The organism is Pseudoxanthomonas sp. GW835-FHT14C01 (assembly GCF_058793715.1).
Map to the genome: position 1 here is coordinate 561,892 of NZ_JBXAGB010000001.1, position 21,882 is coordinate 583,773.

Here is a 21,882-nt window from a genome sequence, read left to right on the forward strand (position 1 = left end):
CCGCTCCACGTCCTGACGCCATGACCACTCCGCTTCCGCTGTCCGCCGTCATCATCACCAAGAACGAAGCCGACCGCCTGGGCCGCTGCCTCGCGTCGCTGCGGGGTATATGCAGCGAGGTCCTGGTGCTGGACTGCGGATCCGACGACGGCACGGTGGCGCTGGCGCTGTCGTATGGCGCGCGCGTCGAACACCAGGACTGGCTGGGCTTCGCCGGCCAGAAGAATGAAGCCATCCGCCGCGCCACGCAGCCCTGGCTGCTGTTGATGGACGCGGACGAGTGGCTCGCCGAAGGCAGCGAGGCGCCGCTGCGCGCGCTGTTCGCCAGCGGCGAGGTCGAGCGGGCCGACGTATGGCGATTGAAACGCTGCAACTGGTTCCTCGGCCGCATGCTCAGCGGCTTCGAACGCACGGAGCGGCTGGTACGGCCCAGGCATCGCTACCTGCCGATGCGCGTGCACGAGAAGCCCGACCTCGCCGGAAAGCGGGTGCAGGACGCCGATATCGTCATCGAGCACAACACCGCCCGCTCGCTGGACGCGCATCGCGCGAAGAACGCACGCTATGCGCGCCTGTGGGCCGAGCAGCGGCACGCCGATGGCAAGCGCTGCTCCGCCCTCAGCCCCTGGACCCACGCTGCCGCGTACTGGCTGAAGATGTACCTGCTGCGCGCCGCCTGGCGCGACGGACGGCAGGGCTGGTGGTTCCATGCCAGTCACGCGCGTGCCGTCGTGGACAAGTACCGCCACCTGCACGCGCTGGGAAAGACTCCATGAGCGGCGCGGCGCGTCCGCTGATCGTGCGCTGCGGCGCGCTCGGCGACATGGTGATGCTGACCCCGCTGATCCGCCTGCTGCACGCGCGTTACGGCCAGCGCGTCGACGTGCTGACCACCGGCGCATGGACGCCACCCCTGCTGGCGCCGATGCCGGAAGTCGGCGAGATACGCCTGGTCGCCAGCCGCAATACCCCCTACCTGCTGTGCCCGAGCCAATGGAGCGCCGTCCGCTGGCTGCGCAGGCGGGGCCGTGGACCCGTCTACGTGTGCGACACGGATGCGCCGACCCTGCGCCTGCTCGCGCGCGCGCCGCTGCCTGCGGACGATGTCGTGCAGCGGCGCAAGGACGACGACGAGGTCGACGGCGTCACCCGCCTGTGGCCGGACCGCTGGCTGCGTATCGGCATGCGCGATCCGGCGCAGCCGTACGCGACGGCACAGGTCGATCCGCAGGTGTTCCGTCTTCCATCGTTGCGCGTCACCGACCAGGACCGCGAAGACGTGCGGCAGTGGCGCAAGACGCACGGCCTGGACGGCGTATGCGTCCTGTTCCAGCCGGGCAACAAGCGCACCCACAAGCGCGGCAACGTGGCGACGGCCTCACATCCCAAATATTGGCCGCCGGCCGCGTGGGCCGACGTGGCGACGGCGGTATGGCAGCGCTTCCCGCAGGCGCGCATCGTGCTGTGCGGATCGCCCACCGAACACGGTGTGCTGGACGAGATAGCGGCAGCGACCGGTCGCGATTCGCGCCTGCACAATGCGGCCCGCGAGTTGCCCGTGCCGCGCCTGCTGGCATTGCTGGAACAGGCGCACAGCCTGGTGTCGGTGGATACGGGGCCGGCGCACGCCGCGGCCGCACTGGGTTGTCCGCTGGTGGTGATGTTCGGCGCGGCATCGCCGGCGAAGTGGCGCCCGATCGGGCCCGGCGCGATCACGGTGCTGGGCGGCGAGCGGGGCGAAGCCAGCCGCGTGCGCGACATTCCTGCGGCCGACGTGATCGCCGCGTGGTCGGCCCTGCCGGATCGCAGCGTCGGCTGAGGCGCGCCGTCAGCCGGCCGGATTGCCCGCGGACTTGTCGATGCCGTACGGCGTCCAGGTGATGCGCTGCGCGCGCGTCTGCGCACGGATGGCGAGGTTGCGCTCCACCGATTCGCGCGTCTTGTAGCCACGCGCATGGTCCAGATGCACGCAGACGGCCCGGTGGCGGATCTGCTTGCCACGCACGCCACGGTTTTCCAGGCGCTCTCCCAGTTCCCGGTCCGGGCCGCCGTATTTCATGCGCTCGTCGTAGCCGTTGATCGCCAGCAGGTCCGCCTTCCAGGCCGACGAATTGCAGTTGTTGAACGTCGGCCGCGTGGTGGTGATGGTATCCAGCAGCTTGCCCGTCAGCGCGCCTGCGCCCAGCTTGAGCGTGTTCGACAGGCCCAGACGGTCCTGCGCACGCAGCCAGCCGCGGTCGAAACAGCGGCCATCGCGGATGTCCTCCGCCTCGATCGCCTTGCTCAGCTTCATGCTCAACTTGCAGTAGCCGCCCGACAGGAAGCGACCCGGTTCGGCCTGCTCCGCATGGACCTGCACGAAGTCGCGCCGTGGAATGCAGTCGCCGTCGGTGAACAGGATGTAGTCGTGCCTCGCTTCGAGGATGGCCGCATTGAGGATTTCCTGGCGACGGTAACCGTCGTCCTCGTGCCATACGTGCCGCAGCGGCACGGGATAGTCGGCGGCGAAACGCTCCACCAGCGCACGGGTCGAATCGCGCGAACCGTCGTCGGCGACGATCAGTTCGAAGTCCCGCCACGTCTGGCAGCGATAGCCCAGCAGCACCTTTTCCAGCCATTCCTCGGCGTTGTACGTGCTGGCGATAACCGTGATTTTCATCGTGTCTCCCGCGACATCCGCGCCCCACGCGGATTCTTGCGCATCTGGATGTCCGGCGGAAGACAGTCGTTCAGGCAGGGCCCCAGTAACCGATGCGCCGACGGATCTTGAACTTGCGCCACAGATTCATCGGTTTGGGCCTGCGATTGCGCGCACCGCCTGCGATGTAGGCGTCGATGGCATCCAGCACGCGCTCGCTGGACCGGCCGTCGCGATAGGGATGGATGCTGTCGGCGTAGTCCACGATGGCGCGCATCAGCTCCGGCGGCCGCGACAGCGCACGCCGGATCGCCGGCTCGAACTGAGATGCCTCGTCGATGTCGATCAGCTGCGGCCCCGGCCGGCGGTTCCTGAAAGTCACCACCGGCTTGTGCGTCAGCAGGAACTCGTTGAGGGCGGACGAGGTGTCCGAGCACATCATGTCGACCTGCGGGAACAGGTCGAGGATGTTGTCGTCGTCGGCGAACCGGAGATATTCATTCTCCAGCGCACGGAACTTCGCCACCGTGTCCGGATTCATCTTGGGATGGAAGGTGACGATCCAGCGCCACTCGCCGCTGCGCGACAGACGCTTCACTTCCTCGTACAGCGTTTCCGCCGCGCTCCATGAGGGCGAAAACGTGGAGTGGTAGAGGATGACGGGCGGATTCCGCACCGGAGGCAGCCCGCCGGCGATGTCCTTCATGAAGGGATCGATCTTCGGCCAGCCGGTTTCGACGACCTTGAAGTGGCCCACGCGCTCGGCGATCTCCGAGAACGCACGCGTGTCGTTCGGGCCCGTCGTGCAATAGAGATCGAAGAAGCCGCGGATGTAGATGTGCCGCGGCTTGCCGGCGTCGAAGCCGTGGAACGTCTCGACCTTCACGCCAGGGAAGAAGTGCGGCACTGCATTGCTGCCGGTGATCACCGCGATGGCGTTCCAGCGCCTGACTTCTTCCGTGGTGGTCAGCAGCTTTTCATCCGGGCGCAGGTCCTCGGCACCCGGCCCATCGAAGAACCACGCAGCCTCGCCACCGCGCGCGCGGATGGCGTCCTGCAGCGGACGCAGGATGGCGAGCGCGTAGCGCTCGGAGCCGTACAGAAGGTAATGCTTGGCCATCAGCGTTCCAGTTCGTGGCGGGCGAGCTTGCGGCGCGCGGCGTCGATGGACGCCGGGTTGTGCTGCATCTCGTAATAGCGCATGCGTTTGTAGGCGGCGTAGCTGGCCGCCGTCTGCGCGATGATGAAACCGCGCCAGCCGTCCAGGATGGCAAGACGCAGCACGTAGTCCTTGATGAAGCTGGACAGATAGACCAGCGGCGTCAGCCACATGCGCACCGGCCGCCCCTTGTCGCGCCAGTCCAGCGCCTTCAGCTCGCTGTAGCGAAGGACCTTCAACTGCTTGTGCACCAGGCTGGGATTGTCGGCGTGGTTGAACGGCGCCGTGAATTCCGTCGTCTCGCCATCGAAGCGCAGGGATTCGTGCACGCGCGCATCGGTCCACCGCGCACGCCCGCGGTGGTAGAGCCGCGCCATCCGCTCACCGACCATCGGCCGGTACCAGCGCATCGGCGCTCCCATCAGCCAGGTACGGCGACGCAACCAGGCGCCCGCCTTGGCAGAGGCGATCAACGCGGGCAGTTCGCGTTGGAGCTGCAGGGCCAGCCCGTCGGACAGGAATTCGTCCGCATCCAGCACCAGGATCCAGTCGTTCGCCGACTGCGCGCTGGCGACATTGCGCTGCGGACCGAAGCCCAGCCAGTCCTGGTGCACCACCCTGGCGCCATGCGCTTGCGCGATGGCCACGGTGTCGTCGGTGCTGCCGCTGTCGACCACGAGCTTTTCGGCGACGAACGGCACGCTGTCCAGGCAGCGGGCAATATTCGCCGCTTCGTTGTGGGTGATGACAACGAGCGAAACGGGGAGGGAGGACATGCGCGGATTCTACCCGCTGCCACACGCGGCCAGTGGCCCCGTGCCTCAGGCCTGGGCGGCCGGCAGCGCGCCTGCGGTCTCGGCGAAGACGCCGACGGCATGCACCGGCTCGCCCTGCGTCGCGGCATGGGGCGCCGGCCCACCCGCCAGCGCGACCACCGCATCGACCAGTTGCGCGCGGAACGCCGCATCGTTGTCCAGGAAGAACGCGCGGGCCGCCGTCCGCATCGCCTGCACGACCGCCTCATCCATCGCGAGCGCGGACGCCACGGCGGCCTCCAGCGCCTCCGCTTCGACCAGGTAACGCTGGGCCAACTGTTGCCGATCGGTACGCGCGAACGGCATCAGGATGCCGCGCTCGGGGGTCACCAGCTCGTTCATGGGTTCGGCGTCGGTCGTCAGCACGATCGCGCCCACGCTGAGCGCTTCGACGATGTAGTGGCCGAAGCCTTCGGTCTCGGAGGGGCACAGGTGGAACAGGTTCGCGTTCTGGATCTCGCGGAGTTCCGCATCGTCCAGATAATCGACGCGATGCACGATGTTCGCCGCCTGCGGCCTGAAGTCCGCCATGCGCGGATGCTGCACCACGGTCAGCACCGGCCATTCCGGGTGGCGGGCCCAGGTCTCCATCACCATCCGCGTGCGCTTCGCGCTGCTGCGCCCGGCCAGGTGCAGGAAGGTTCGCCGGCGCTCGATGCCGGGCAGGTGCCGGTCGCCGCTGGTGAAGCCGATCGGCGCGACGCCGCAGCCGCGGCCGTGGAAGATCGCCTCCGCATGCCGGGTCTTCGTCATCACCTGGTCGACATGGCGCAGCCGGCGCACGTCGGCCGGCAGACACCACTCCGGGTTCGGGATGAAGGCGTTCCGGTCGGCCGCCCGGAGGTACTCGGGCTTGATGTGCTCGAGCATGATGTTCAGGTCGTAACGCCGCCGGCCAAGCAGGCGTCGCCCGGCGAGGCGCGCACGCTGCGCCCATGGCCCAAGCCATTTCCTCAACTTGCCGCGGCCGCGCGCCGGTTGGACGTGGACCTGCAGACCGGCTTCCCGCAACACGTGCTCGATGAGACGCAGGTCGCGGCTCAGACCGACACCGTTGTCCCAACCGATCAGGTTCACGCGAGGCATAAAGAAGGGTCGTGCGGGGGAGCGCCGATTCTAGGAACCGGTTTCTGACTCAAATGTGAGAGCTGCCGGGGCGGCGTCGCCGCATTTCGACTCAGTTTATGAATGTGAATCGACGCGGCTTGGAGGGGGGGCTGGCAAGAGCGCACTGCCTGTCAGCAGGCCGACGAAAATGACAAAGGCACTGGTACTCAGCGCATGGGCGAACATCGACTGCGTCAGTCCGGACACGAGATAGGTCCCCACCAGCATGCCGGCCGTCCACGCCGGTCCGACGGGACGGTCGCGAGCGGCCTGCCGGATGCGGCGGACGACGATCGACAACGGCGCCAGATAAAGCGCAGCCAGTGCGGCGAGGCCCGCGATTCCCATCGTCGCGCCCCACTGGGCGACGTCGTTGTGGGCATGCGCGAGTCCGCAGAAGTGCCGCTCCACCCCGTGGCAATACTGGCTGGCGTCGACCCGCGATGCGAAGGCATCGATGCCTACCCCCGTGAGTGGCGATTCGCGAAACGCATCCCAGGCCACCGCCAGCAACGCGATGCGGGCGCTGATGGGCTTGTCCACATGTCCCGACGCCAGGCCGGACACGTCCGCGTGGAACTCGTCCAACCGGAACTGCGCGGACAGCCAGGGCACCATCCACAGCGCGGCGAACAGGATCGCCAGTACGCCGACCGCGCTGCCCAGCCGCCACCAGCGGTGACGGGGCGCGGTTCCCAGGAGCAGCATCAGCACCACCAGGCCCAGCCCGGGCAGCACGCCACGGCTGCCACTGAGGATGACGGCAACATTCGCGAGCACGATCACGGCCGCCAGCATGAGATATGCCGGTCTTCCTCGCTCGTCGGGACGGCAGAACACGGCTATGACCAGGAGGGCGAGCACGGCGTTGGCGAAGACGATCGGATTCGCATCGCCGCCCGCCCGCCCGACACCGAGCGACGCCTGCGCGACGGAAACAGAAAAAGCGATCAGCAACCCCGCCAGCGCGCCATACCACAGCCCGGACATGCGCACGCCGGTTGCCCAGGCCAGCCAGGCGCACCAAGGCAGCAGCAACACACGGGACGGATTGTCGAGGACCGAGAGCGGCGCATCGCGCATCCACATCGACGCTGCGGCCACGGCGATCACCGCGAGCGCCACCGCCAGCAGAACGTACAGCGCGCGCGGCGCCGACCGCCCGCTACGCCACGCGTCCGGCAGGGCGAGCAGCGACGCCACCAGCATCACCGCCGCGAACACGGACAGTCCCTTCGGGACCACCAGCAGCGCGCTGGCGCTGAATCCGGCCAGCCACGCCAACCCGCGCGCGACATCCTGTCGACGTGTACTTCTTCCCTGCATGTCTTCGGGTCCTGCGAGTGGCGACGGCACGATCATGGCGGCAGCGACCGAAACTTCCTGCGAACCGGAAGTCTGCGCCCTCCCTTCCTCCATGAGGTCAAGAGGGCGTGAACCGTCGGGCTGCCAAACCGCGCGCAGTATGACGCACGCCGGCAGCGTTGAAACACGCGTTAGAGTGAGACGATCACGCCGGATCGCGTCCTGCAACGCGGCTCACGCTTTGCGCAACGACGCGTAGAAGAAGCCATCCATGCCCCGCTCGCCCGGCAGGCGCTGCCGGCCTGCGCCATCGGCGTGACCGTAATCGTCGGCTACCGTGTCCACCACCACGTCGTGATGCCGCGCGCGGAAGGCGTCGAGCTGATCCGCGTTTTCCCTCCGCAACAGCGAACAGGTCGCGTACACCAGCTGCCCGCCCGGGCGCAGCACCTGCCAGGCCGCATCGAGCAGGCGCGCCTGCAAGGCATTCAACGACACCAGGTCCTCCGGCCGCCGATGCAGCAGTACATCCGGCTGCCGACGCACGATGCCCGTCGCCGAACAGGGGGCATCCAGCAGTACCGCGTCGAACATCTGCGCGTTCCACCATGCGGCCGTATCTGCGGCATCCGCCGCGCGCAGGTGCGCATCCACGCCCACGCGTTGCAGGGTTTCACGCACGCGCTGCAGCCGACGTTCGTCGACATCCAGTGCCAGCACCTGCAACGAGGGATCGCGCTCGAGCAGGTGCGCGGTCTTGCCGCCGGGCGCGGCGCACATGTCGAGTACGCGTGCGCCAGGCGGAAGATCCCGGAACAGGTCTGCGACGCGCTGCGCCGCCCCGTCCTGCACGGAGACATCGCCGGTGGCGAAACCCGGCAGCGCGGCGGTCGCCAATGGCGCATCGAGCACCAGCGCGTCGACCATGCCGTCCATCGGTTCAGCGGCGATCCCGGCGTCACGCAGTCGTTGAAGATAGGCGTCGCGCGTGCCGTGCCGTCGGTTGACCCGCAGCCAGAGGGGCGCAGCCTGCTGGCTGGCCGCGAAGATCGCATCCGCATGCGCCGGCCAGTCTTCGCGCACCTGCCGCCGCAGCCACGCCGGCCACAGCGCATCGGCCGGCGCTACCGGCAATCCTTCGCGCTGCGCACGCCGCAGCAACGCGTTGACCAGTTTGTCCTGGTGCGGGCGCCCCAGCGCGCGCACGGCCTCGACGGTGGCCGACAACGCCGCGTGTGCGGGCAGTTCCATCACCACCAGCTGCGCGAATCCGACATGCAGTAGCGCGCGCAGTTCGCTGTCGGCGCGCCCCAGCGGCCGGCTCATCCATGCCGCAAGCGCCGCGTCGCTGCGGGCGCGCGAGCGCAGCACCGCGAAGCAGATCGCCTCGAGCAGCGCGCGGTCGCGCACATCCTCGATGCGGGGCAGGTTCGTGGCCAACTCGGCTTTCAGGGAACGGCCGTGGTGCATCACCGCATCCACGACCCGGGTCGCCAGGACCCGCACCGCCACGCCAGCCTGGGTGGTCACGTCGACACCAGGTCGCGCCGCGCGTTGAGGTAGTCCGCCGCAGTGATCGCCTTGCCGCCTTCGCGCTGGACCACGCGCAGGCGAAGCACACCGGTGCCACAGGCAATATCCAGACCCTGCCGGCTGGCAGCGAGCAAGGTGCCCGGCGACGCCGCATGCACCTGCTCGACCGCGACCGCACCGTGGATGCGCAGGCGCTCGCCAGCGACCTGCGCTTCGGCGACCGGCCACGGGTTGAAGGCACGGACCTTGCGCGCCAGCACGTCGGCAGGCTGGTTCCAGTCGAGTTTCGCTTCCGCCTTGTCCAGCTTGTGCGCGTACTCGACGCCTACTTCCGACTGCGGATGCGGCGGCAAGCGCACGCCGGCACGCAGCAGACCCAGCGCGTCGCGCAACACCTGTGCACCCAGATCCGACAAGCGGTCGTGCAACTGACCGCCGGTATCGTCCGGTCCGATCGGCAGACTCTGCGCCAGCAGCACCGGACCGGTGTCCAGACCGGCTTCCATCTGCATCAGGCAGATGCCGGTCTCGTCGTCGCCGGCCTCGATGGCGCGCTGGATCGGCGCCGCACCGCGCCAGCGTGGCAGCAGCGAGGCATGCACGTTCCAGCAGCCGTACTGCGGAATGTCGAGCACCGCCTGCGGCAGGATCAGGCCATACGCCACCACGACCATGACGTCCGGCTGCATCTCGCGCAACGCGTCCTGGGTCGACCTCTTCTTCAACGACAGCGGCTGCAGCACCGGGATGCCGCGCTGGATCGCTTCCAGCTTCACCGGCGATGGCGTCAGCCCACGCCCGCGACCGGCCGGACGGTCCGGCTGGGTATAGACCGCGACGACTTCATGGTGGGCATGGGCCGCGCGCAGGCAGGGAACGGCAAAAGCCGGCGTGCCGGCGAAGACGATTCTCATGAGGGATGACTTCGGAAAGGAGAGGACGGAACCGGCGGGAACATCCCGTGCGCCCGGTTCCGCGGCGCGGCGATCAGGCCACGTGCTTGCGTTGCTTGGCCAGCTTCTTGCGCACCATCTCGCGCTTCAGCGGCGAGAGGTAGTCGACGAACAGCTTGCCGTCCAGATGATCCATCTCGTGCTGGATGCACACGGCCAGCAGACCGTCGGCGCGCAGTTCCTGCGCCTGACCCTGGCGGTCGAGGAAGCGCACGGTGATCTCATCGGCACGGGTGACGTCGGCGAAGATGCCGGGCACCGACAGGCAGCCCTCCTGGTAGACCTGCTCGCCGGTCTTGTCGCTCAACTCGGGATTGATGAAGACCTGCGGCTGGTTCTTCTCTTCGCTGATGTCGATGACCATGAAGCGCTGGTGCACGTCCACCTGGCTGGCGGCCAGGCCGATGCCGGGCGCGTCGTACATGGTCTCGAACATGTCGTCGAGCAGGCGCTGGAATGCGGGCGTCGTCACATGACCGGCGTCGACCGGTGCCGCCTTGGTACGCAGGCGCGGATCGGGGAATTCGAGGATAGGGAGCAGGGCCATGGTACGTCTCGGGATGGGGGCGCCAGTGGAATCCGGCAAGGCCTCACGAATTCTAACGCGGGCGCTTGCGTTGCGCCGGGTTTTCTGGACTATAGTGCTGACCACCTGTCGGGGAATCAGGTAGATACCGCCATGTTTAAATGTTTTCGTACGGTTTTCGCCGTTGCGGTGCTGACCGTCGGCACCTATGCGGCTGCCGCCGAGATGGCGGAACGCCATCCTGATACCTATGTGGTCAAGCGTGGCGACACGCTCTGGGACATCTCGGCCCGCTTCCTCAAGAAGCCGTGGCTGTGGCCGGAAATCTGGCAGGCCAACCCGCAGATCCAGAACCCGCACCTGATCTATCCGGGCGACGTCATCAGCCTGGCCTATCTGGATCGCGTTGCGGTCCAGCAGGGGCCGCGCCAGGAAGCGCCGCTCAATGCCGTTCCGCTGTCCGACATCGAGGCCTACCTGAAGGACCGCCGCATCGTCGACAGCTTCGACCAGTTGCCGCACGTCGCCGGCCTGGAAGAGGACCGCCTGCGCGGCTCGGGTGGCCACAACATCTACGTGCGCGGCCTCGATGGCGCGCAAGCCGGCCAGCGCTTCCTGGTCGTGCGTCCCACCGCCAAGTTCACCGACAACCCGCGTGCGCAGGATCTGGACTTCCGCGGCCGCGCCATCCGTGGCGAAGTCGACCAGTGGAAGGACATCGTCGAACAGTCGGGCAAGGGTGCCTTCCTCGGCTACGAGCTGACCAAGGTCAACGTGGCCACGTTTACCCGCGGCGTCGTGCCGGGCACCGAGGTCAGCACGCTGGTCGCCGATATCGGCGGTCACGAGGTGCGCGTGGGCGACCGCCTGATTCCGGTCGATGCGCAGCCGTACGACCTGCACTTCTTCCCGCATGCGCCTGCCACCGATCCGGCCGGCAAGCTGCGCGTGCTGGCCGTGGCCGATGCCCTGACGTCGGGCGGAACGCGCGACGTGATCGCCATTTCGGGCGGCCGCCTGAACGGTGTGGACAACGGTACCGTGTTCTCCATCTGGCGCAATGGCAGCCATACCGCCAACCGCATGGCCCATCCGGGATCCTCGCGCATCAGCGAATCGACCAAGTCGGGCGCCGGCCGCGTCAGCCTGCCGGACGAGTACGCCAGCCACGCGATGGTCTTCCGCACGTTCGACAAGGTCAGCTACGCGCTGGTGATGGAGAGCGTGGACGCCACCCGCGTCGGCTATGAACTGAAGCACCCCGACGCGACCTACTGACGGGCGTCAGGCAAGTCCTACGCAAGACCGCGACGGCGCCCGAGGGCGCCGTCGTCGTCTGCGGCCTACCCTGCCCGCATGCCCAACGACGACCTGATCGCGCTGGCCCGGCTGGTGCTGGCCGGCGGCCCCGTCCTGCCACGCCGTCGCCTGCTGGAGCGACGGGGATCTCCCGCCGCCGCGCTCGCTGCCGGCGCGGATGCTTGCCGGGCGGAGGGGCTGGACGCGGCGCAGATCGCACGCCTGCAGGCCGCGGACGCCGACGGCGCACTGGCACGCACGCGGGACTGGTTGCAGGCGCCGGACCATCATCTGGTCGGCTGGCACGACCCGGACTACCCCGCGCCGTTGCGCGCGATGTCGAGTCCGCCACTGGCGCTGTTCGTCGACGGCGACCCCACGCTCCTCTGGCGACCCGCCGTCGCCATCGTCGGCAGCCGCACGCCCACCAGCGGCGGCCGCGACAATGCGCACTACTTCGGGCGGTCGCTGGCGGCGGCCGGCATCGTCGTGGTCAGCGGCATGGCACGGGGCATCGATGCCGTGGCGCACGAGGCGGCCCTGGCCGTGGGCAGTGGCACCACGGTGGCCGTCGTCGGCACCGGCCCCGACGTCGCGTATCCGCCCGCACACGACCGCCTGCGCGACCGGCTGGCGGCGCTCGGCGCGGTGGTCAGCGAACATCCGCCCGGTACGCCCGCGCTGCGCAGCCACTTCCCTGCCCGCAACCGGATCCTGGCCGGCCTGAGTTTGGGCACGCTGGTCGTGGAAGCGGCCGAGCAGTCCGGCGCGCTGATCACCGCCCGCCAGGCCGGCGAGGCGGGGCGCGAGGTGTTCGCCATCCCCGGATCGATCCACAACCCGAAGGCCCGCGGCTGCCACCGCCTGCTCCGCGACGGCGCGGCACTGGTGGAGGAGCCCCGTGAGGTCATCGACGCCCTCGGCCCTCTGGCGGCCGACCTTGCCAATGCCCTGCGCATCCGGCTCGGCCAGACTGAATCGGACGTGATCCAAGGCCCCGGTGAGACGCCCTTGCGCCTGGACGCCGACTACCAGTCCTTGTGGGAAGCACTCGGCCACGACCCAACAGGTATGGATCAGCTTGTCTCACGCACCCGATTGACGGCCGCGGAACTGTCCTCCATGCTGCTGGTCATGGAACTGGATGGCTTAGTAACGGCGGAACACGGCCGATACCAGAGAAAGACCGGTTTCTTCACCTCCACAGCGTCGTCGACGCAGGCCGAGGGGCAATGAAAGAGAGCATCCTGGATGTACTGCTGTATCTGTTCGAACACTACTTCACCGAAGACGCGGACCCCGTCCGCGACCGCGACTCTCTCCAGAACGGCCTGATCCAGGCCGGCTTCAGCCCCACCGAAATCAGCAAGGCTTTCGACTGGCTCGATGCGCTGGCCGACCAGCGTCCCGCGGCCTCCACGCCGCGCGCCGGTGGTCCGACCCGCGTCTTCCACGGGCCGGAACTCGAGAAGCTGGATGTCGAATGCCGCGGCTTCCTGCTGTTCCTCGAACAGCACGGCGTCCTCGATGCCGACCAGCGCGAGCTGGTGCTGGACCGCGCGATGGCGCTGGACCAGGACGAACTGGACCTCGACGACCTGAAGTGGGTCGTCCTGATGGTGCTGTTCAACCAGCCGGGTTCCGAAGCCGCCTATGCGTGGATGGAAACCCAGATGTTTGCCGACGAGCCCGAGCCGGTACACTGAGGCGTTGATCCGCTTCAGGGGGAAGCATGTCGGGTTGGTATTACGCCGACCGGAACCGTGAGCAGCACGGTCCGGTCGCGTCGGATGAACTTGTCACCCACTACCGTTTCGGCCGCGTCGCGCTGGACAGCCTGGTCTGGCGCGATGGCATGGCGCAGTGGCAACCGCTGCGCGAGTTTGCCGACGAACTCGGCCTGAATTCCGCCGCCACGGACACCCACGGCATACCGCCTCCGGTGCCCCCTGCGGCGACGCCTCCCTCTGCCACGGCCGCCGCGCAGGAACGTCTGCTGCGCACATCCGGTGTGCTTACGCCGAAACCGCGCATGTCCGGCGGCAAGATCGCGTTGATCGTCGCCGCCGTGCTGCTGGTGCCCTGCCTGGGCATCGGCGCGATCCTCGCCGCGATCGCACTTCCGGCCTATCAGCAGTACACGCTGCGCACGAAGGTCACACAGGCGGTCACCGACAACTTCGCATTGCGCACCGAGGTGAAGGCCTTCCTCGACGCCGAGGGCCGCTGCCCAGGCAATGGCGAGGGCACCATCGGCACGCCCGAGAGCTACGCCGGCACCTATGTGACACGCGCCGTGGTCGGCGAGTTCGACGACGGCACCTGTGGCTTCGAGCTTGAATTCGGCAACACCGGCAACGCAGAGATCGATGGCCGCAAACTGTGGTGGGATCTCGGCAGCGACAACAGCGAATGGCATTGCTCGTCGGAAATCGACGACAAGTGGCTGCCGCTGGACTGCCGGGGCTGAAGCACCGTCCGCGCGGCGACGTGGGCCGCGTTTTCACCGGGGAATGATGCAATGACGCAGTGGTACTACGCCGATGCCAACGGGCAGCGGCAAGGGCCGTTCTCGGCCGAGGAACTCGAGGGCCACGTGCGCCATGCGCGCCTCGGCCCGGCAACGCTGGTGTGGCGGGATGGGTTGCAGGACTGGCAGCCGCTGTCCACGGTGGCGAGCGAACTCGGCCTGTCTCTCGATGCACCACCAGCGACCCTCGGCGATATCGACGTGCCGGCGGCGGATGCGCCCTACACGCCCCCTGCCGCGGACCTGACCTCGTTCCAGCCCGTCATCGCCGGTCACATCGTGCATGCCGGCCTGTGGAAACGTTTCGCCGCCAGCTGCATCGACAGCATCGTCACCACCCTCATCAGTTACGCGCTGATGATCCCGCTGATGCTCGTCGGGGTCGGCGTCATGGGTGCCGGCGGCTCCGACAATCCGCTTGCGGCCGGCGCGGGCATCGCCTCGATGCTGGCCATCTATCCGATCCTGTTCCTCGCGCCCTGCATCTACTTCGGCTGGATGCAGTCCTCGTCGCTGCAGGCCAGCCTGGGCAAGCTGGCGGTGGGCATCAAAGTGGTGCGGACCGATGGCCAGCGGACAGGCTTCTGGCGCGGTTTCCTGCGCTCGCTCGCCTATCTCGTCTTCAGCATGGTCACCTGTGGCCTGGGCGTGCTGATCTCCGGCCTGATGGTCGCGTTCACCGAACGCAAGCAGGCCCTGCACGACATGATCTGCGACACCCTGGTGGTCGACAAATGGGCCTTCACGGCGTTCCCGGAACGCCAGCGCGACGAACTGGGCGTGGTGACCATCGTGATCCTGGTCCTGGCCGCGCTGATGATCCTCGGCAGCCTGGCGATCTACGGCTTCATGGGCGCGATGATGATGAAGGGCATGTCATGACACAGTGGTACTACGTCGATGCGCAGCAACAGCGGCACGGCCCGGTCGACCCCGGCGCGATAGCCGACCTCTTCCGCGACGGCACGCTCGGCCGGACCTCGCTGGTCTGGCGCGAAGGCATGCAGGAGTGGACCGCACTGATCAACGTGGCACCGGAACTGCGGCTGGACCTGACGCCGCCTTCCCCGTCCACGCCCACGCTCGAGGCAGGGGACGCGCCGGTCGCAACCGAGGCGGAAGTCGAGCGTCCGCTGACCGGCCGTGCCGTGTTTACGGCCAGCGAACCGAGTTACGCCCAACCCGAGGCCATCGTGCGCGCGCAAGCGGCCGTGTCACCCGGCGACTCTCCCTACACCGCACCGCGCGCCGACATCGGCGTCGGCGCCTACGGCAACGGGGTCCGGGATGGCCATGTGGTCTACGCCGGCTTCTGGAAACGCGTGGCGGCCAGCATCATCGATTCGTTCGCGATCGGCATCCCGGTAGGCATCATCGCGGCCATCCTCGGCGGCTTGGCCGGCGGCGGATTCAGCAACCTTGAAACGTTCAACGCGGTGCAGACGCTGAGCTCCTACCTGCTGGGTGCCATCGTTTTCGCCTGGTTCCACTCCAGCGCCGGCCTGCTGGCCACACCCGGCAAGCTGGCCATCGGCATCAAGGTGGTGCGCACCGACGGCGACAAGATCACGTTCCTTCGGGGCTTTGGCCGGTACTGGGCCTACCTCCTCAGTTCACTGCTGCTGTGCATCGGCCTGATCATGGCCGCCTTCACCGAGCGCAAGCAGGCCCTGCACGACCTGATGTGCGACACGCTGGTGGTGGACAAGTGGGCCTTCACCTCGCAACCGGAGCGGCAGCGAGAAGAGCTCGGCACCGTGGCCATCGTGGTCCTGGCGCTGTTCGGCCTGCTGCTGGTGGGCGTCGTCATCCTGGCCGTCGTCGGCATCGCCGCCTTTGCATCGATGGGCCGCTGAGCCGACCCCCGGGGCGTGACCGGGGTCGCGACCCCGGCGTCCGGCGGGCCTATCCGGCTTGACAGGCCGGGCCCGGCCATGACACCACTATAAAAAGGAAACTGAACGCCCGGGGCCCCCGCTCCGGGCGTCCGCTTCTCTGGCGCCCTCATCCGGGGCACCCTAGCCGGCCCCGGACGGCCCACCCGAACTCCCCTGAATCCCTGACATGCCCAAGCACCTGCTCATCGTCGAGTCGCCCGCCAAGGCGAAGACGATCAACAAATACCTCGGCAAGGACTTCACCGTCCTGGCGTCCTACGGCCATGTCCGTGACCTGGTGCCGAAAGAAGGTGCGGTGGACCCGGCCAACGGGTTCGCGATGCGCTACGACCTGATCGAGAAGAACGAGAAGCACGTCGATGCCATCGCCAAGGCGGCCAAGGGCGCCGACGACATCTTCCTGGCGACCGACCCGGACCGCGAAGGCGAGGCGATCAGCTGGCATATCGCGGAGATCCTGAAGGAGCGCGGCCTGCTCAAGGACAAGCCGCTGCACCGGGTGGTATTCACCGAGATCACCCCGCGCGCGATCAAGGAAGCGATGACCCAGCCGCGCCAGATCGCCGGCGACCTGGTCGACGCCCAGCAGGCGCGCCGCGCGCTGGACTACCTGGTCGGCTTCAACCTGTCGCCGGTGCTGTGGCGCAAGGTGCAGCGCGGCCTGTCCGCCGGCCGCGTGCAGTCGCCGGCGCTGCGCATGATCGTCGAGCGCGAGGAAGAGATCGAAGCCTTCGTTGCGCGCGAATACTGGAGCATCGAGGCCGAGTGCGCGCATCCACGCCAGGCCTTCACCGCCAAGCTGACGAAGCTGGACGGCCAGAAGTTCGAACAGTTCACCGTTACCGACGGCGATACCGCCGAGGCCGCGCGCCTGCGCATCCAGCAGGCCGCGCAGGGCGCGCTGCACGTCACCGACGTGACCAGCAAGGAACGCAAGCGCCGTCCCGCGCCGCCGTTCACCACCTCGACGCTGCAGCAGGAAGCCTCGCGCAAGCTCGGCTTCACCACCCGCAAGACCATGCAGGTCGCGCAGAAGCTGTACGAAGGCGTGGCCATCGGCGACGAAGGCACGGTCGGCCTGATCAGCTACATGCGTACCGACTCGGTCAGCCTGTCGCAGGATGCGCTGGCCGAGATCCGCGACGTCATCGCGCGCGACTACGGCACGCAGGCGCTGCCGGACAAACCCAACGTCTACGTCACCAAGTCGAAGAACGCGCAGGAAGCGCACGAAGCCGTGCGCCCGACCAGTGCGCTGCGCACACCCGCGCAGGTGGCCAAGTACCTGAGCGACGACGAGCGCAAGCTGTACGACCTGATCTGGAAGCGCGCCGTCGCCTGCCAGATGGTGCCGGCCACGCTGAACACCGTCAGCGTCGACCTGGCCGCAGGCAGCCAGCACAGCTTCCGCGCCAGCGGCACGACCGTGGTCGATCCCGGCTTCCTGGCCGTGTACGAGGAAGGCAAGGACACCAAGAACGCCGAGGACGACGACGAAGGCCGCAAGCTGCCGCCGATGAAGCCCGGCGACAGCGTGCCGCTGGACCGCATCCACGCCGACCAGCATTTCACCCAGCCGCCGCCGCGCTTCACCGAAGCGGCGCTGGTGAAGGCGCTCGAGGAATACGGCATCGGCCGTCCCTCGACCTACGCTTCGATCATCCAGACGCTGATCTTCCGCAAGTACGTGGAAATGGAAGGCCGTGCCTTCAAGCCCAGCGATGTCGGCCGCGCGGTCAGCAAGTTCCTGTCCGGCCACTTCACCCAGTACGTCGACTACGACTTCACCGCCAAGCTGGAGGACGAGCTCGACGCCGTCTCCCGCGGCGAGGAGGAGTGGGTCCCGCTGATGGAAAAGTTCTGGGGCCCGTTCAAGGAGCTGGTGGACGAGAAGGCCGAAACGGTCGACCGCAGCGAAGCCACCGGCGCGCGCGAGCTGGGCACCGATCCCAAGTCCGGCAAGCCGGTCAGCGTGCGCCTGGGCCGTTACGGGCCGTATGCGCAGATCGGCGACAAGGACACCGACGAGAAGCTGGAGTTCGCCTCGCTGCGTCCCGGCCAGTCGATGCACACCATCACCCTGGAAGACGCGCTGGAGCTGTTCAAGCTGCCGCGCAAGCTGGGCCAGGACAAGGACGAGGAGGTCAGCGTCGGCATCGGCCGCTTCGGCCCGTTCGCCAAGCGCGGCAGCACCTACGCCTCGCTGAAGAAGGAAGACGATCCGTACACGATCGACCTGGCCCGCGCGGTGTTCCTGATCGAAGAGAAGGAAGAGATCGCGCGCAACCGGATCATCAAGGAATTCGACGGCAGCGACATCCAGGTGCTGAACGGCCGCTTCGGCCCGTACATCAGCGACGGCAGGCTCAACGGCAAGATCCCCAAGGACCGCGAGCCGGCATCGCTGACGTTCGAGGAAGTGCAGAAACTGCTCGAGGAAACCGGCAAGCCGGTGCGCAAGGGCTTCGGCAAGAAGACCGCTGCCAAGAAGACGGCAGTGAAGAAAGAGGCCACGCCCAAGAAGGCCGCCGCCAAGAAAGCGCCGGCCAAGAAGGCCGCGAAGAAAGCCGCCAAGAAGACCGCCACGAAGAAGGCCGCGACCAAGAAGACGACGGTGAAGAAGGCCGCCTCCAAGGCGGTCGCCGGAGACGACGCGCCCTTCTGATTCCACCACGACGCCCAGACCATGCCGATCGAAAGGACCATCGAGGAAGCCGCGGAAGTGATCCGCAGTGGTGGCGTCGTCGCCTACCCCACCGAAGCCGTGTGGGGCCTGGGTTGCGATCCGTTCGACGAAGGCGCCGTGCACCGCCTGCTGGCGATCAAGCAGCGCCCGGTCGACAAGGGCCTGATCCTGATCGCCGCCACGCTGGAACAGCTCAAGCCGCTGATCGACGTGTCGGCCGTACCCACCGAGCGCCTGACCGAGGTGCTGTCCAGCTGGCCCGGCCCGCACACGTGGATCATGCCCGCCACCACGCAGGCGCCGCGCTGGGTCACCGGTGCGCACCGCGGCATCGCCGTGCGGGTCAGCCAGCACCCGATCGTGGTCGGCCTGTGCCAGGCCTATGGCGGCGCGCTGGTATCCACCAGCGCCAACCTCAGCGGCCAGCCGGCGGTGCGCCACCACGCCGAGCTGGACCCCGCCCTGCTGCAGCGCGTCGATGCGCTGGTCCCCGGCGACACCGGAGGCCTGGAACGGCCCACCGCGATCCGCGATGCGCTTACGGGCGCCTCGCTGCGTGACTGAAGGCCATACGGGCCGCACCCTCGCCTTCCCATCCCCCGCCCCGACGCGCACCATGGGGACATGCGCCCCGCCCTTTCCCTGTTGCTGTCGCTGCTGGCGGCCACGCCGTCCGCCGCGCACGCGCAGGCACCTCCCGGCACCCAGGTAACCATCTACCGCTGCGTCGCCGCCAACGGCACCGTCGCCCTGCGCGACTCGCCGTGCCTGAAGGGCGAGAAGCAGGAAGTGCGTGCGATGCAGCGACCGCAGGATCCGCCGCCCCGTCCCACGGTCGCTGCACCGACGCCTGCGCCACCGGCCTCGCCCGCCCCGCCGACGACGCGTGTCGTCTACCTCAGTCCGCCCAAGCCGATGTACGAATGCACGACGGCGGAGGGACAGACCTATACCAGCGACGACGACGACGGCAACCCGCGCTGGGTGCCTTACGGCGTGGCGTATTCCGCCTACCCGGCATACCCGGTCTGGCCGCGCGGAACCGGCGGAAGCGTCTCGGGCCAAGTGGCGATCGGCAATGGCAACCTCTCGTTCCAGAGCGGCGACAGTCGGCCGTCGCGCCCGCCGGGCGGCGGCCACCCTCACGGCCATGTCCCCGTGTTCATGCCCGGCGGCACGTGGGTGCGCGACACCTGTCATCCGCTGCCGCAGGAAGAAGTCTGCGCGCGCCTGTCCGATCGGCGTTACGAGATCCTGCGCCGCTACGGTGCGGCGATGCCCAGCGAGCGCCGCACGCTAGACTTGGAACAGCGCGGCATCGATGCGCGCATGGCCAACGATTGCAGATGAGCATGAACCCCTTCGCACGTTCCCTTGCCGCGCTTTGCCTGGCCGGTCTTTGCTGGTCCCTCGCGGCGCCGTCCGCCCACGCGGACGTCGTCATCTACCGCTGCACCGATGCCAGCGGCGCACTGACGCTGCAGAACTCGCCATGCCCCAAGGGCATGAAGCAGGAAGCGCGCACCATGCAGGGCGTCAACACGGTACCGATGGCGCCAGGCCAGACCGGTACCGTCGCGCCCGCCAGCCCCGCGACACCTGCGCCGGCACCGGCGTCCACCCCGCCGCCCACGCCTGCTGCAGCGAGCGCCAGCGAACCGGCGGCGCCATCGTCGGACCTGCGTCGCCTGCCGCCGCCGGTGATGTTCCAGTGCACCACCTACGACAATGATCGCTACGTCACCGAGGACGTCATCCCCGCCTCGCGCTGTGTGTCGTTGCGCACCGTGGGCCTGGACGGCAATCCGCAGTCCGGCGCCGGCGAGGCCTGCGAAGTGGTCCGCGATACCTGCGCACGCGTGCCGGACGGCGCACTGTGCGAGGCATGGAAGAAGCGTCGCGACGAAACCGAAGTCGCCTTCCGCTTCGCCCGCCCCGAAAACGCCGAGAAGAACCGCGCCGAGTACGAGCGCGTCGCCCGCATCGTCGCCGAAAGCAGCTGCGGGCAGTAAACCGCGCTCAGCCGCGCACCAGCCACCGCAACGGCCACGCATCGCGTAACCCGTTCCTGCATGTCGGCCACCACCACATGCATCGGCAACACGCGCTTGCCCGCATCGGGTCGTGCCCGTCGACACCCTCACGGGGATAGATCCCCAGGACGTGCGCGGCGTGTTCGTCGCGTCCGGTCGCGCGCGCAACCGGCGCATGGACGAGCGCGCGGACCATCGCCTCGGCAGTGGACCATGCCGACCACGGATTCTGCCGCACGCACTGCAACACGACCGCTAGAATCCGCGGCTTCCCTTCGCAAGGACCTCCGATGCCGCACGACCCGATGTACCGCCTGCAACGCGAGATGCGTGTACTGCGCCTCTACGCTGCCGCGCTGACCCTCGCCTTCGTCGCCTTGCTGCTGACGGCCTTCAAGGCACCGGATCCGCATTTCGAGCGGCTGTCGGTGGAGCGGCTGGACATCGTGGACGCGGACGGCACGACGCGCGTCGTGCTGGCCAACCAGCAGCGTTTCCCACCGCCCATGTTGAACGGCGAGACCTTCAAGCGCGCGGTCACGCCCGCCGGCCTGGTGTTCTACGACCGCAAGGGCAACGAGGTCGGCGGACTGGCGCTGACCGACGTGGACGCCGGCAAGGTCTCCGCGCTCGCCTTCGACAATCCCAACATGGACGCCATCGGACTGATGACGCGCATCGGCGCCGACGGCGAGCCGATCAGCAGCGGCCTGCAGATCAACCAGGCCGTCCCGTCGCACGTGAAGGTGCTGGACGCGGCCAAGCAGGCCACGCGCCGCATCGCGATCCAGAACCAGCACAACGACGCCGAGATCCTGCTGGCCGATGCCAGCGGCAAGGACCGCATCCGCCTGCGCGTGGACCGCGCCGGCGATGCGCGCATCGAAGTGCTGGATGCCGACGGCCGCGTGGTCTTCAGCGCGCCGGAAGCGACGCCTCAGAAGCCCTAGCGCACGGATCGACGGCAGGCCTGGGGCGCCAGCGCGTAGTGAAGCTGCCTGCTGGGATCCGCGGCGATGCGGTCGGCATCGCCGAACGCACTGTAAGCGAAGAAGCCGGACATCGTTGCGCCGGCTTCGACGCGCACTTCGCCGCAACCACCGGGGCAGTAGACACTGACGAACGGCCCCTGGAGCGGCAGGATGCCCGCCGCGGTCTCCAGGTACACCCCTGTGTTCTCGGCACGCAGCGTGCCCCCGGAGAGTGGCCAGTTGTTGCTGGACACGCACAGCGCGCGATCATGGTACGACTGCAGTTCCACGTCGAAGCGAAGCTCCGAAGGATTGTCGCGGATCTCCAGCCGGAAGGCGTCAGGCGCCAGCGGTACGGACACCGAGGCGCAGGACGCCATCGCGATGACCAGCATCGCAGCCATCCCCGTCCGCTTGCCGATGCGCATC

At 68.1% G+C, this 21,882-nt stretch carries 22 protein-coding genes; 13 read left to right on the forward strand and 9 right to left on the reverse strand.

The window, feature by feature from the left end; all coding sequences use genetic code 11:
- Positions 1–20 precede the first annotated feature (20 nt).
- Together AC1Q5B_RS02440 and AC1Q5B_RS02445 are read left to right on the forward strand one after the other, a co-directional pair.
- Positions 21–776, forward strand: a complete 756-nt coding sequence (locus tag AC1Q5B_RS02440) for a glycosyltransferase family 2 protein (RefSeq protein ID WP_492630150.1) — start codon at positions 21–23, stop codon at positions 774–776.
- A complete protein-coding gene (locus AC1Q5B_RS02445) occupies positions 773–1,819 on the forward strand; it encodes a glycosyltransferase family 9 protein (protein WP_492630151.1) in 1,047 nt (348 codons plus the stop codon). Before AC1Q5B_RS02440 ends, AC1Q5B_RS02445 begins: the two co-directional genes overlap by 4 nt.
- 9 nt (positions 1,820–1,828) lie before the next feature.
- Here AC1Q5B_RS02445 and AC1Q5B_RS02450 read toward each other — a convergent pair whose 3' ends face one another.
- The 8 genes from AC1Q5B_RS02450 to def all read right to left on the reverse strand — a co-directional run bounded on the left by AC1Q5B_RS02450 (position 1,829) and on the right by def (position 10,057).
- Positions 1,829–2,659 (reverse strand): glycosyltransferase family 2 protein, encoded by an 831-nt coding sequence (locus AC1Q5B_RS02450; RefSeq protein ID WP_492630152.1) that lies wholly within the window; start codon positions 2,657–2,659, stop codon positions 1,829–1,831.
- Between the two features lie 70 nt (positions 2,660–2,729).
- On the reverse strand, positions 2,730–3,758 hold the full coding sequence (locus AC1Q5B_RS02455; RefSeq protein ID WP_492630153.1) for a CDP-glycerol glycerophosphotransferase family protein: 1,029 nt from the start codon (positions 3,756–3,758) through the stop codon (positions 2,730–2,732).
- Positions 3,758–4,573 carry a glycosyltransferase family 2 protein gene (locus AC1Q5B_RS02460; protein WP_492630154.1) on the reverse strand — a complete coding sequence of 272 codons (816 nt, stop codon included), beginning with the start codon at positions 4,571–4,573 and terminating at the stop codon, positions 3,758–3,760. Before AC1Q5B_RS02460 ends, AC1Q5B_RS02455 begins: the two co-directional genes overlap by 1 nt.
- A gap of 45 nt (positions 4,574–4,618) precedes the next feature.
- On the reverse strand, positions 4,619–5,698 hold the full coding sequence (locus tag AC1Q5B_RS02465; RefSeq protein WP_492630155.1) for a glycosyltransferase: 1,080 nt from the start codon (positions 5,696–5,698) through the stop codon (positions 4,619–4,621).
- A gap of 96 nt (positions 5,699–5,794) precedes the next feature.
- Complete coding sequence (locus tag AC1Q5B_RS02470) at positions 5,795–7,081, reverse strand: O-antigen ligase family protein (protein WP_492630156.1); 1,287 nt, start codon at positions 7,079–7,081, stop codon at positions 5,795–5,797.
- Between the two features lie 177 nt (positions 7,082–7,258).
- A complete protein-coding gene (gene rsmB / locus AC1Q5B_RS02475; protein ID WP_492630157.1) occupies positions 7,259–8,554 on the reverse strand; it encodes a 16S rRNA (cytosine(967)-C(5))-methyltransferase RsmB in 1,296 nt (431 codons plus the stop codon).
- Entirely contained in the window at positions 8,551–9,471 is a 921-nt protein-coding gene (gene fmt / locus AC1Q5B_RS02480; protein ID WP_492630158.1) for a methionyl-tRNA formyltransferase, read from the reverse strand. The genes rsmB and fmt overlap by 4 nt, the downstream gene beginning before the upstream one ends.
- A gap of 73 nt (positions 9,472–9,544) precedes the next feature.
- Complete coding sequence (def, locus tag AC1Q5B_RS02485) at positions 9,545–10,057, reverse strand: peptide deformylase (protein ID WP_492630159.1); 513 nt, start codon at positions 10,055–10,057, stop codon at positions 9,545–9,547.
- A 132-nt stretch (positions 10,058–10,189) separates the two neighbouring features.
- On the opposite strand from def, the gene AC1Q5B_RS02490 reads away from it, so the two are divergent.
- The 11 genes from AC1Q5B_RS02490 to AC1Q5B_RS02540 all read left to right on the forward strand — a co-directional run bounded on the left by AC1Q5B_RS02490 (position 10,190) and on the right by AC1Q5B_RS02540 (position 21,432).
- Entirely contained in the window at positions 10,190–11,314 is a 1,125-nt protein-coding gene (locus tag AC1Q5B_RS02490; RefSeq protein ID WP_492630160.1) for a LysM peptidoglycan-binding domain-containing protein, read from the forward strand.
- Between the two features lie 78 nt (positions 11,315–11,392).
- The gene (gene dprA, locus AC1Q5B_RS02495) at positions 11,393–12,571 is read left to right on the forward strand and encodes a DNA-processing protein DprA (RefSeq protein ID WP_492630161.1); all 1,179 of its coding nucleotides are present in this window, start codon (positions 11,393–11,395) and stop codon (positions 12,569–12,571) included.
- Positions 12,568–13,041 (forward strand): DUF494 family protein, encoded by a 474-nt coding sequence (locus tag AC1Q5B_RS02500; protein WP_213604371.1) that lies wholly within the window; start codon positions 12,568–12,570, stop codon positions 13,039–13,041. Before dprA ends, AC1Q5B_RS02500 begins: the two co-directional genes overlap by 4 nt.
- 26 nt (positions 13,042–13,067) lie before the next feature.
- A complete protein-coding gene (locus AC1Q5B_RS02505) occupies positions 13,068–13,805 on the forward strand; it encodes a GYF domain-containing protein (protein WP_492630162.1) in 738 nt (245 codons plus the stop codon).
- 51 nt (positions 13,806–13,856) lie between these two features.
- Positions 13,857–14,747 (forward strand): RDD family protein, encoded by an 891-nt coding sequence (locus AC1Q5B_RS02510; protein WP_492630163.1) that lies wholly within the window; start codon positions 13,857–13,859, stop codon positions 14,745–14,747.
- Positions 14,744–15,721 carry an RDD family protein gene (locus AC1Q5B_RS02515; RefSeq protein WP_492630164.1) on the forward strand — a complete coding sequence of 326 codons (978 nt, stop codon included), beginning with the start codon at positions 14,744–14,746 and terminating at the stop codon, positions 15,719–15,721. Before AC1Q5B_RS02510 ends, AC1Q5B_RS02515 begins: the two co-directional genes overlap by 4 nt.
- Positions 15,722–15,929: 208 nt before the next feature.
- Positions 15,930–18,428, forward strand: coding sequence for a DNA topoisomerase I (locus AC1Q5B_RS02520; protein ID WP_492630165.1), 2,499 nt, complete (start codon positions 15,930–15,932; stop codon positions 18,426–18,428).
- Between the two features lie 21 nt (positions 18,429–18,449).
- A complete protein-coding gene (tsaC, locus tag AC1Q5B_RS02525; RefSeq protein WP_492630166.1) occupies positions 18,450–19,013 on the forward strand; it encodes an L-threonylcarbamoyladenylate synthase type 1 TsaC in 564 nt (187 codons plus the stop codon).
- A 60-nt stretch (positions 19,014–19,073) separates the two neighbouring features.
- Positions 19,074–19,799 (forward strand): hypothetical protein, encoded by a 726-nt coding sequence (locus AC1Q5B_RS02530; protein ID WP_492630167.1) that lies wholly within the window; start codon positions 19,074–19,076, stop codon positions 19,797–19,799.
- On the forward strand, positions 19,796–20,461 hold the full coding sequence (locus AC1Q5B_RS02535; RefSeq protein ID WP_492630168.1) for a DUF4124 domain-containing protein: 666 nt from the start codon (positions 19,796–19,798) through the stop codon (positions 20,459–20,461). The genes AC1Q5B_RS02530 and AC1Q5B_RS02535 overlap by 4 nt, the downstream gene beginning before the upstream one ends.
- A 311-nt stretch (positions 20,462–20,772) precedes the next feature.
- A complete protein-coding gene (locus tag AC1Q5B_RS02540; protein WP_492630169.1) occupies positions 20,773–21,432 on the forward strand; it encodes a hypothetical protein in 660 nt (219 codons plus the stop codon).
- On the opposite strand, the gene AC1Q5B_RS02545 is transcribed toward AC1Q5B_RS02540, so the two are convergent.
- Positions 21,429–21,857 carry a hypothetical protein gene (locus AC1Q5B_RS02545; RefSeq protein WP_492630170.1) on the reverse strand — a complete coding sequence of 143 codons (429 nt, stop codon included), beginning with the start codon at positions 21,855–21,857 and terminating at the stop codon, positions 21,429–21,431. The two genes, AC1Q5B_RS02540 and AC1Q5B_RS02545, sit on opposite strands and share 4 nt — an antisense overlap.
- Between the last annotated feature and the right edge of the window lie 25 nt (positions 21,858–21,882).

Coding starts and splice junctions, on each gene's coding strand:
- AC1Q5B_RS02445 (WP_492630151.1), top strand. CDS start 773: ATGAGCGGCGCGGCGCGTCCGCTGATCGTGCGCTGCGGCGCGCTCGGC.
- AC1Q5B_RS02530 (WP_492630167.1), top strand. CDS start 19,074: ATGCGCCCCGCCCTTTCCCTGTTGCTGTCGCTGCTGGCGGCCACGCCG.
- AC1Q5B_RS02520 (WP_492630165.1), top strand. CDS start 15,930: ATGCCCAAGCACCTGCTCATCGTCGAGTCGCCCGCCAAGGCGAAGACG.
- AC1Q5B_RS02465 (WP_492630155.1), bottom strand. CDS start 5,698: ATGCCTCGCGTGAACCTGATCGGTTGGGACAACGGTGTCGGTCTGAGC.
- AC1Q5B_RS02510 (WP_492630163.1), top strand. CDS start 13,857: ATGACGCAGTGGTACTACGCCGATGCCAACGGGCAGCGGCAAGGGCCG.
- AC1Q5B_RS02505 (WP_492630162.1), top strand. CDS start 13,068: ATGTCGGGTTGGTATTACGCCGACCGGAACCGTGAGCAGCACGGTCCG.
- AC1Q5B_RS02470 (WP_492630156.1), bottom strand. CDS start 7,081: ATGATCGTGCCGTCGCCACTCGCAGGACCCGAAGACATGCAGGGAAGA.
- AC1Q5B_RS02460 (WP_492630154.1), bottom strand. CDS start 4,573: ATGTCCTCCCTCCCCGTTTCGCTCGTTGTCATCACCCACAACGAAGCG.
- AC1Q5B_RS02535 (WP_492630168.1), top strand. CDS start 19,796: ATGAGCATGAACCCCTTCGCACGTTCCCTTGCCGCGCTTTGCCTGGCC.
- AC1Q5B_RS02515 (WP_492630164.1), top strand. CDS start 14,744: ATGACACAGTGGTACTACGTCGATGCGCAGCAACAGCGGCACGGCCCG.
- AC1Q5B_RS02490 (WP_492630160.1), top strand. CDS start 10,190: ATGTTTAAATGTTTTCGTACGGTTTTCGCCGTTGCGGTGCTGACCGTC.
- AC1Q5B_RS02450 (WP_492630152.1), bottom strand. CDS start 2,659: ATGAAAATCACGGTTATCGCCAGCACGTACAACGCCGAGGAATGGCTG.
- fmt (WP_492630158.1), bottom strand. CDS start 9,471: ATGAGAATCGTCTTCGCCGGCACGCCGGCTTTTGCCGTTCCCTGCCTG.
- AC1Q5B_RS02455 (WP_492630153.1), bottom strand. CDS start 3,758: ATGGCCAAGCATTACCTTCTGTACGGCTCCGAGCGCTACGCGCTCGCC.
- def (WP_492630159.1), bottom strand. CDS start 10,057: ATGGCCCTGCTCCCTATCCTCGAATTCCCCGATCCGCGCCTGCGTACC.
- AC1Q5B_RS02500 (WP_213604371.1), top strand. CDS start 12,568: ATGAAAGAGAGCATCCTGGATGTACTGCTGTATCTGTTCGAACACTAC.
- AC1Q5B_RS02545 (WP_492630170.1), bottom strand. CDS start 21,857: ATGGCTGCGATGCTGGTCATCGCGATGGCGTCCTGCGCCTCGGTGTCC.
- tsaC (WP_492630166.1), top strand. CDS start 18,450: ATGCCGATCGAAAGGACCATCGAGGAAGCCGCGGAAGTGATCCGCAGT.
- dprA (WP_492630161.1), top strand. CDS start 11,393: ATGCCCAACGACGACCTGATCGCGCTGGCCCGGCTGGTGCTGGCCGGC.
- AC1Q5B_RS02440 (WP_492630150.1), top strand. CDS start 21: ATGACCACTCCGCTTCCGCTGTCCGCCGTCATCATCACCAAGAACGAA.
- AC1Q5B_RS02540 (WP_492630169.1), top strand. CDS start 20,773: ATGCCGCACGACCCGATGTACCGCCTGCAACGCGAGATGCGTGTACTG.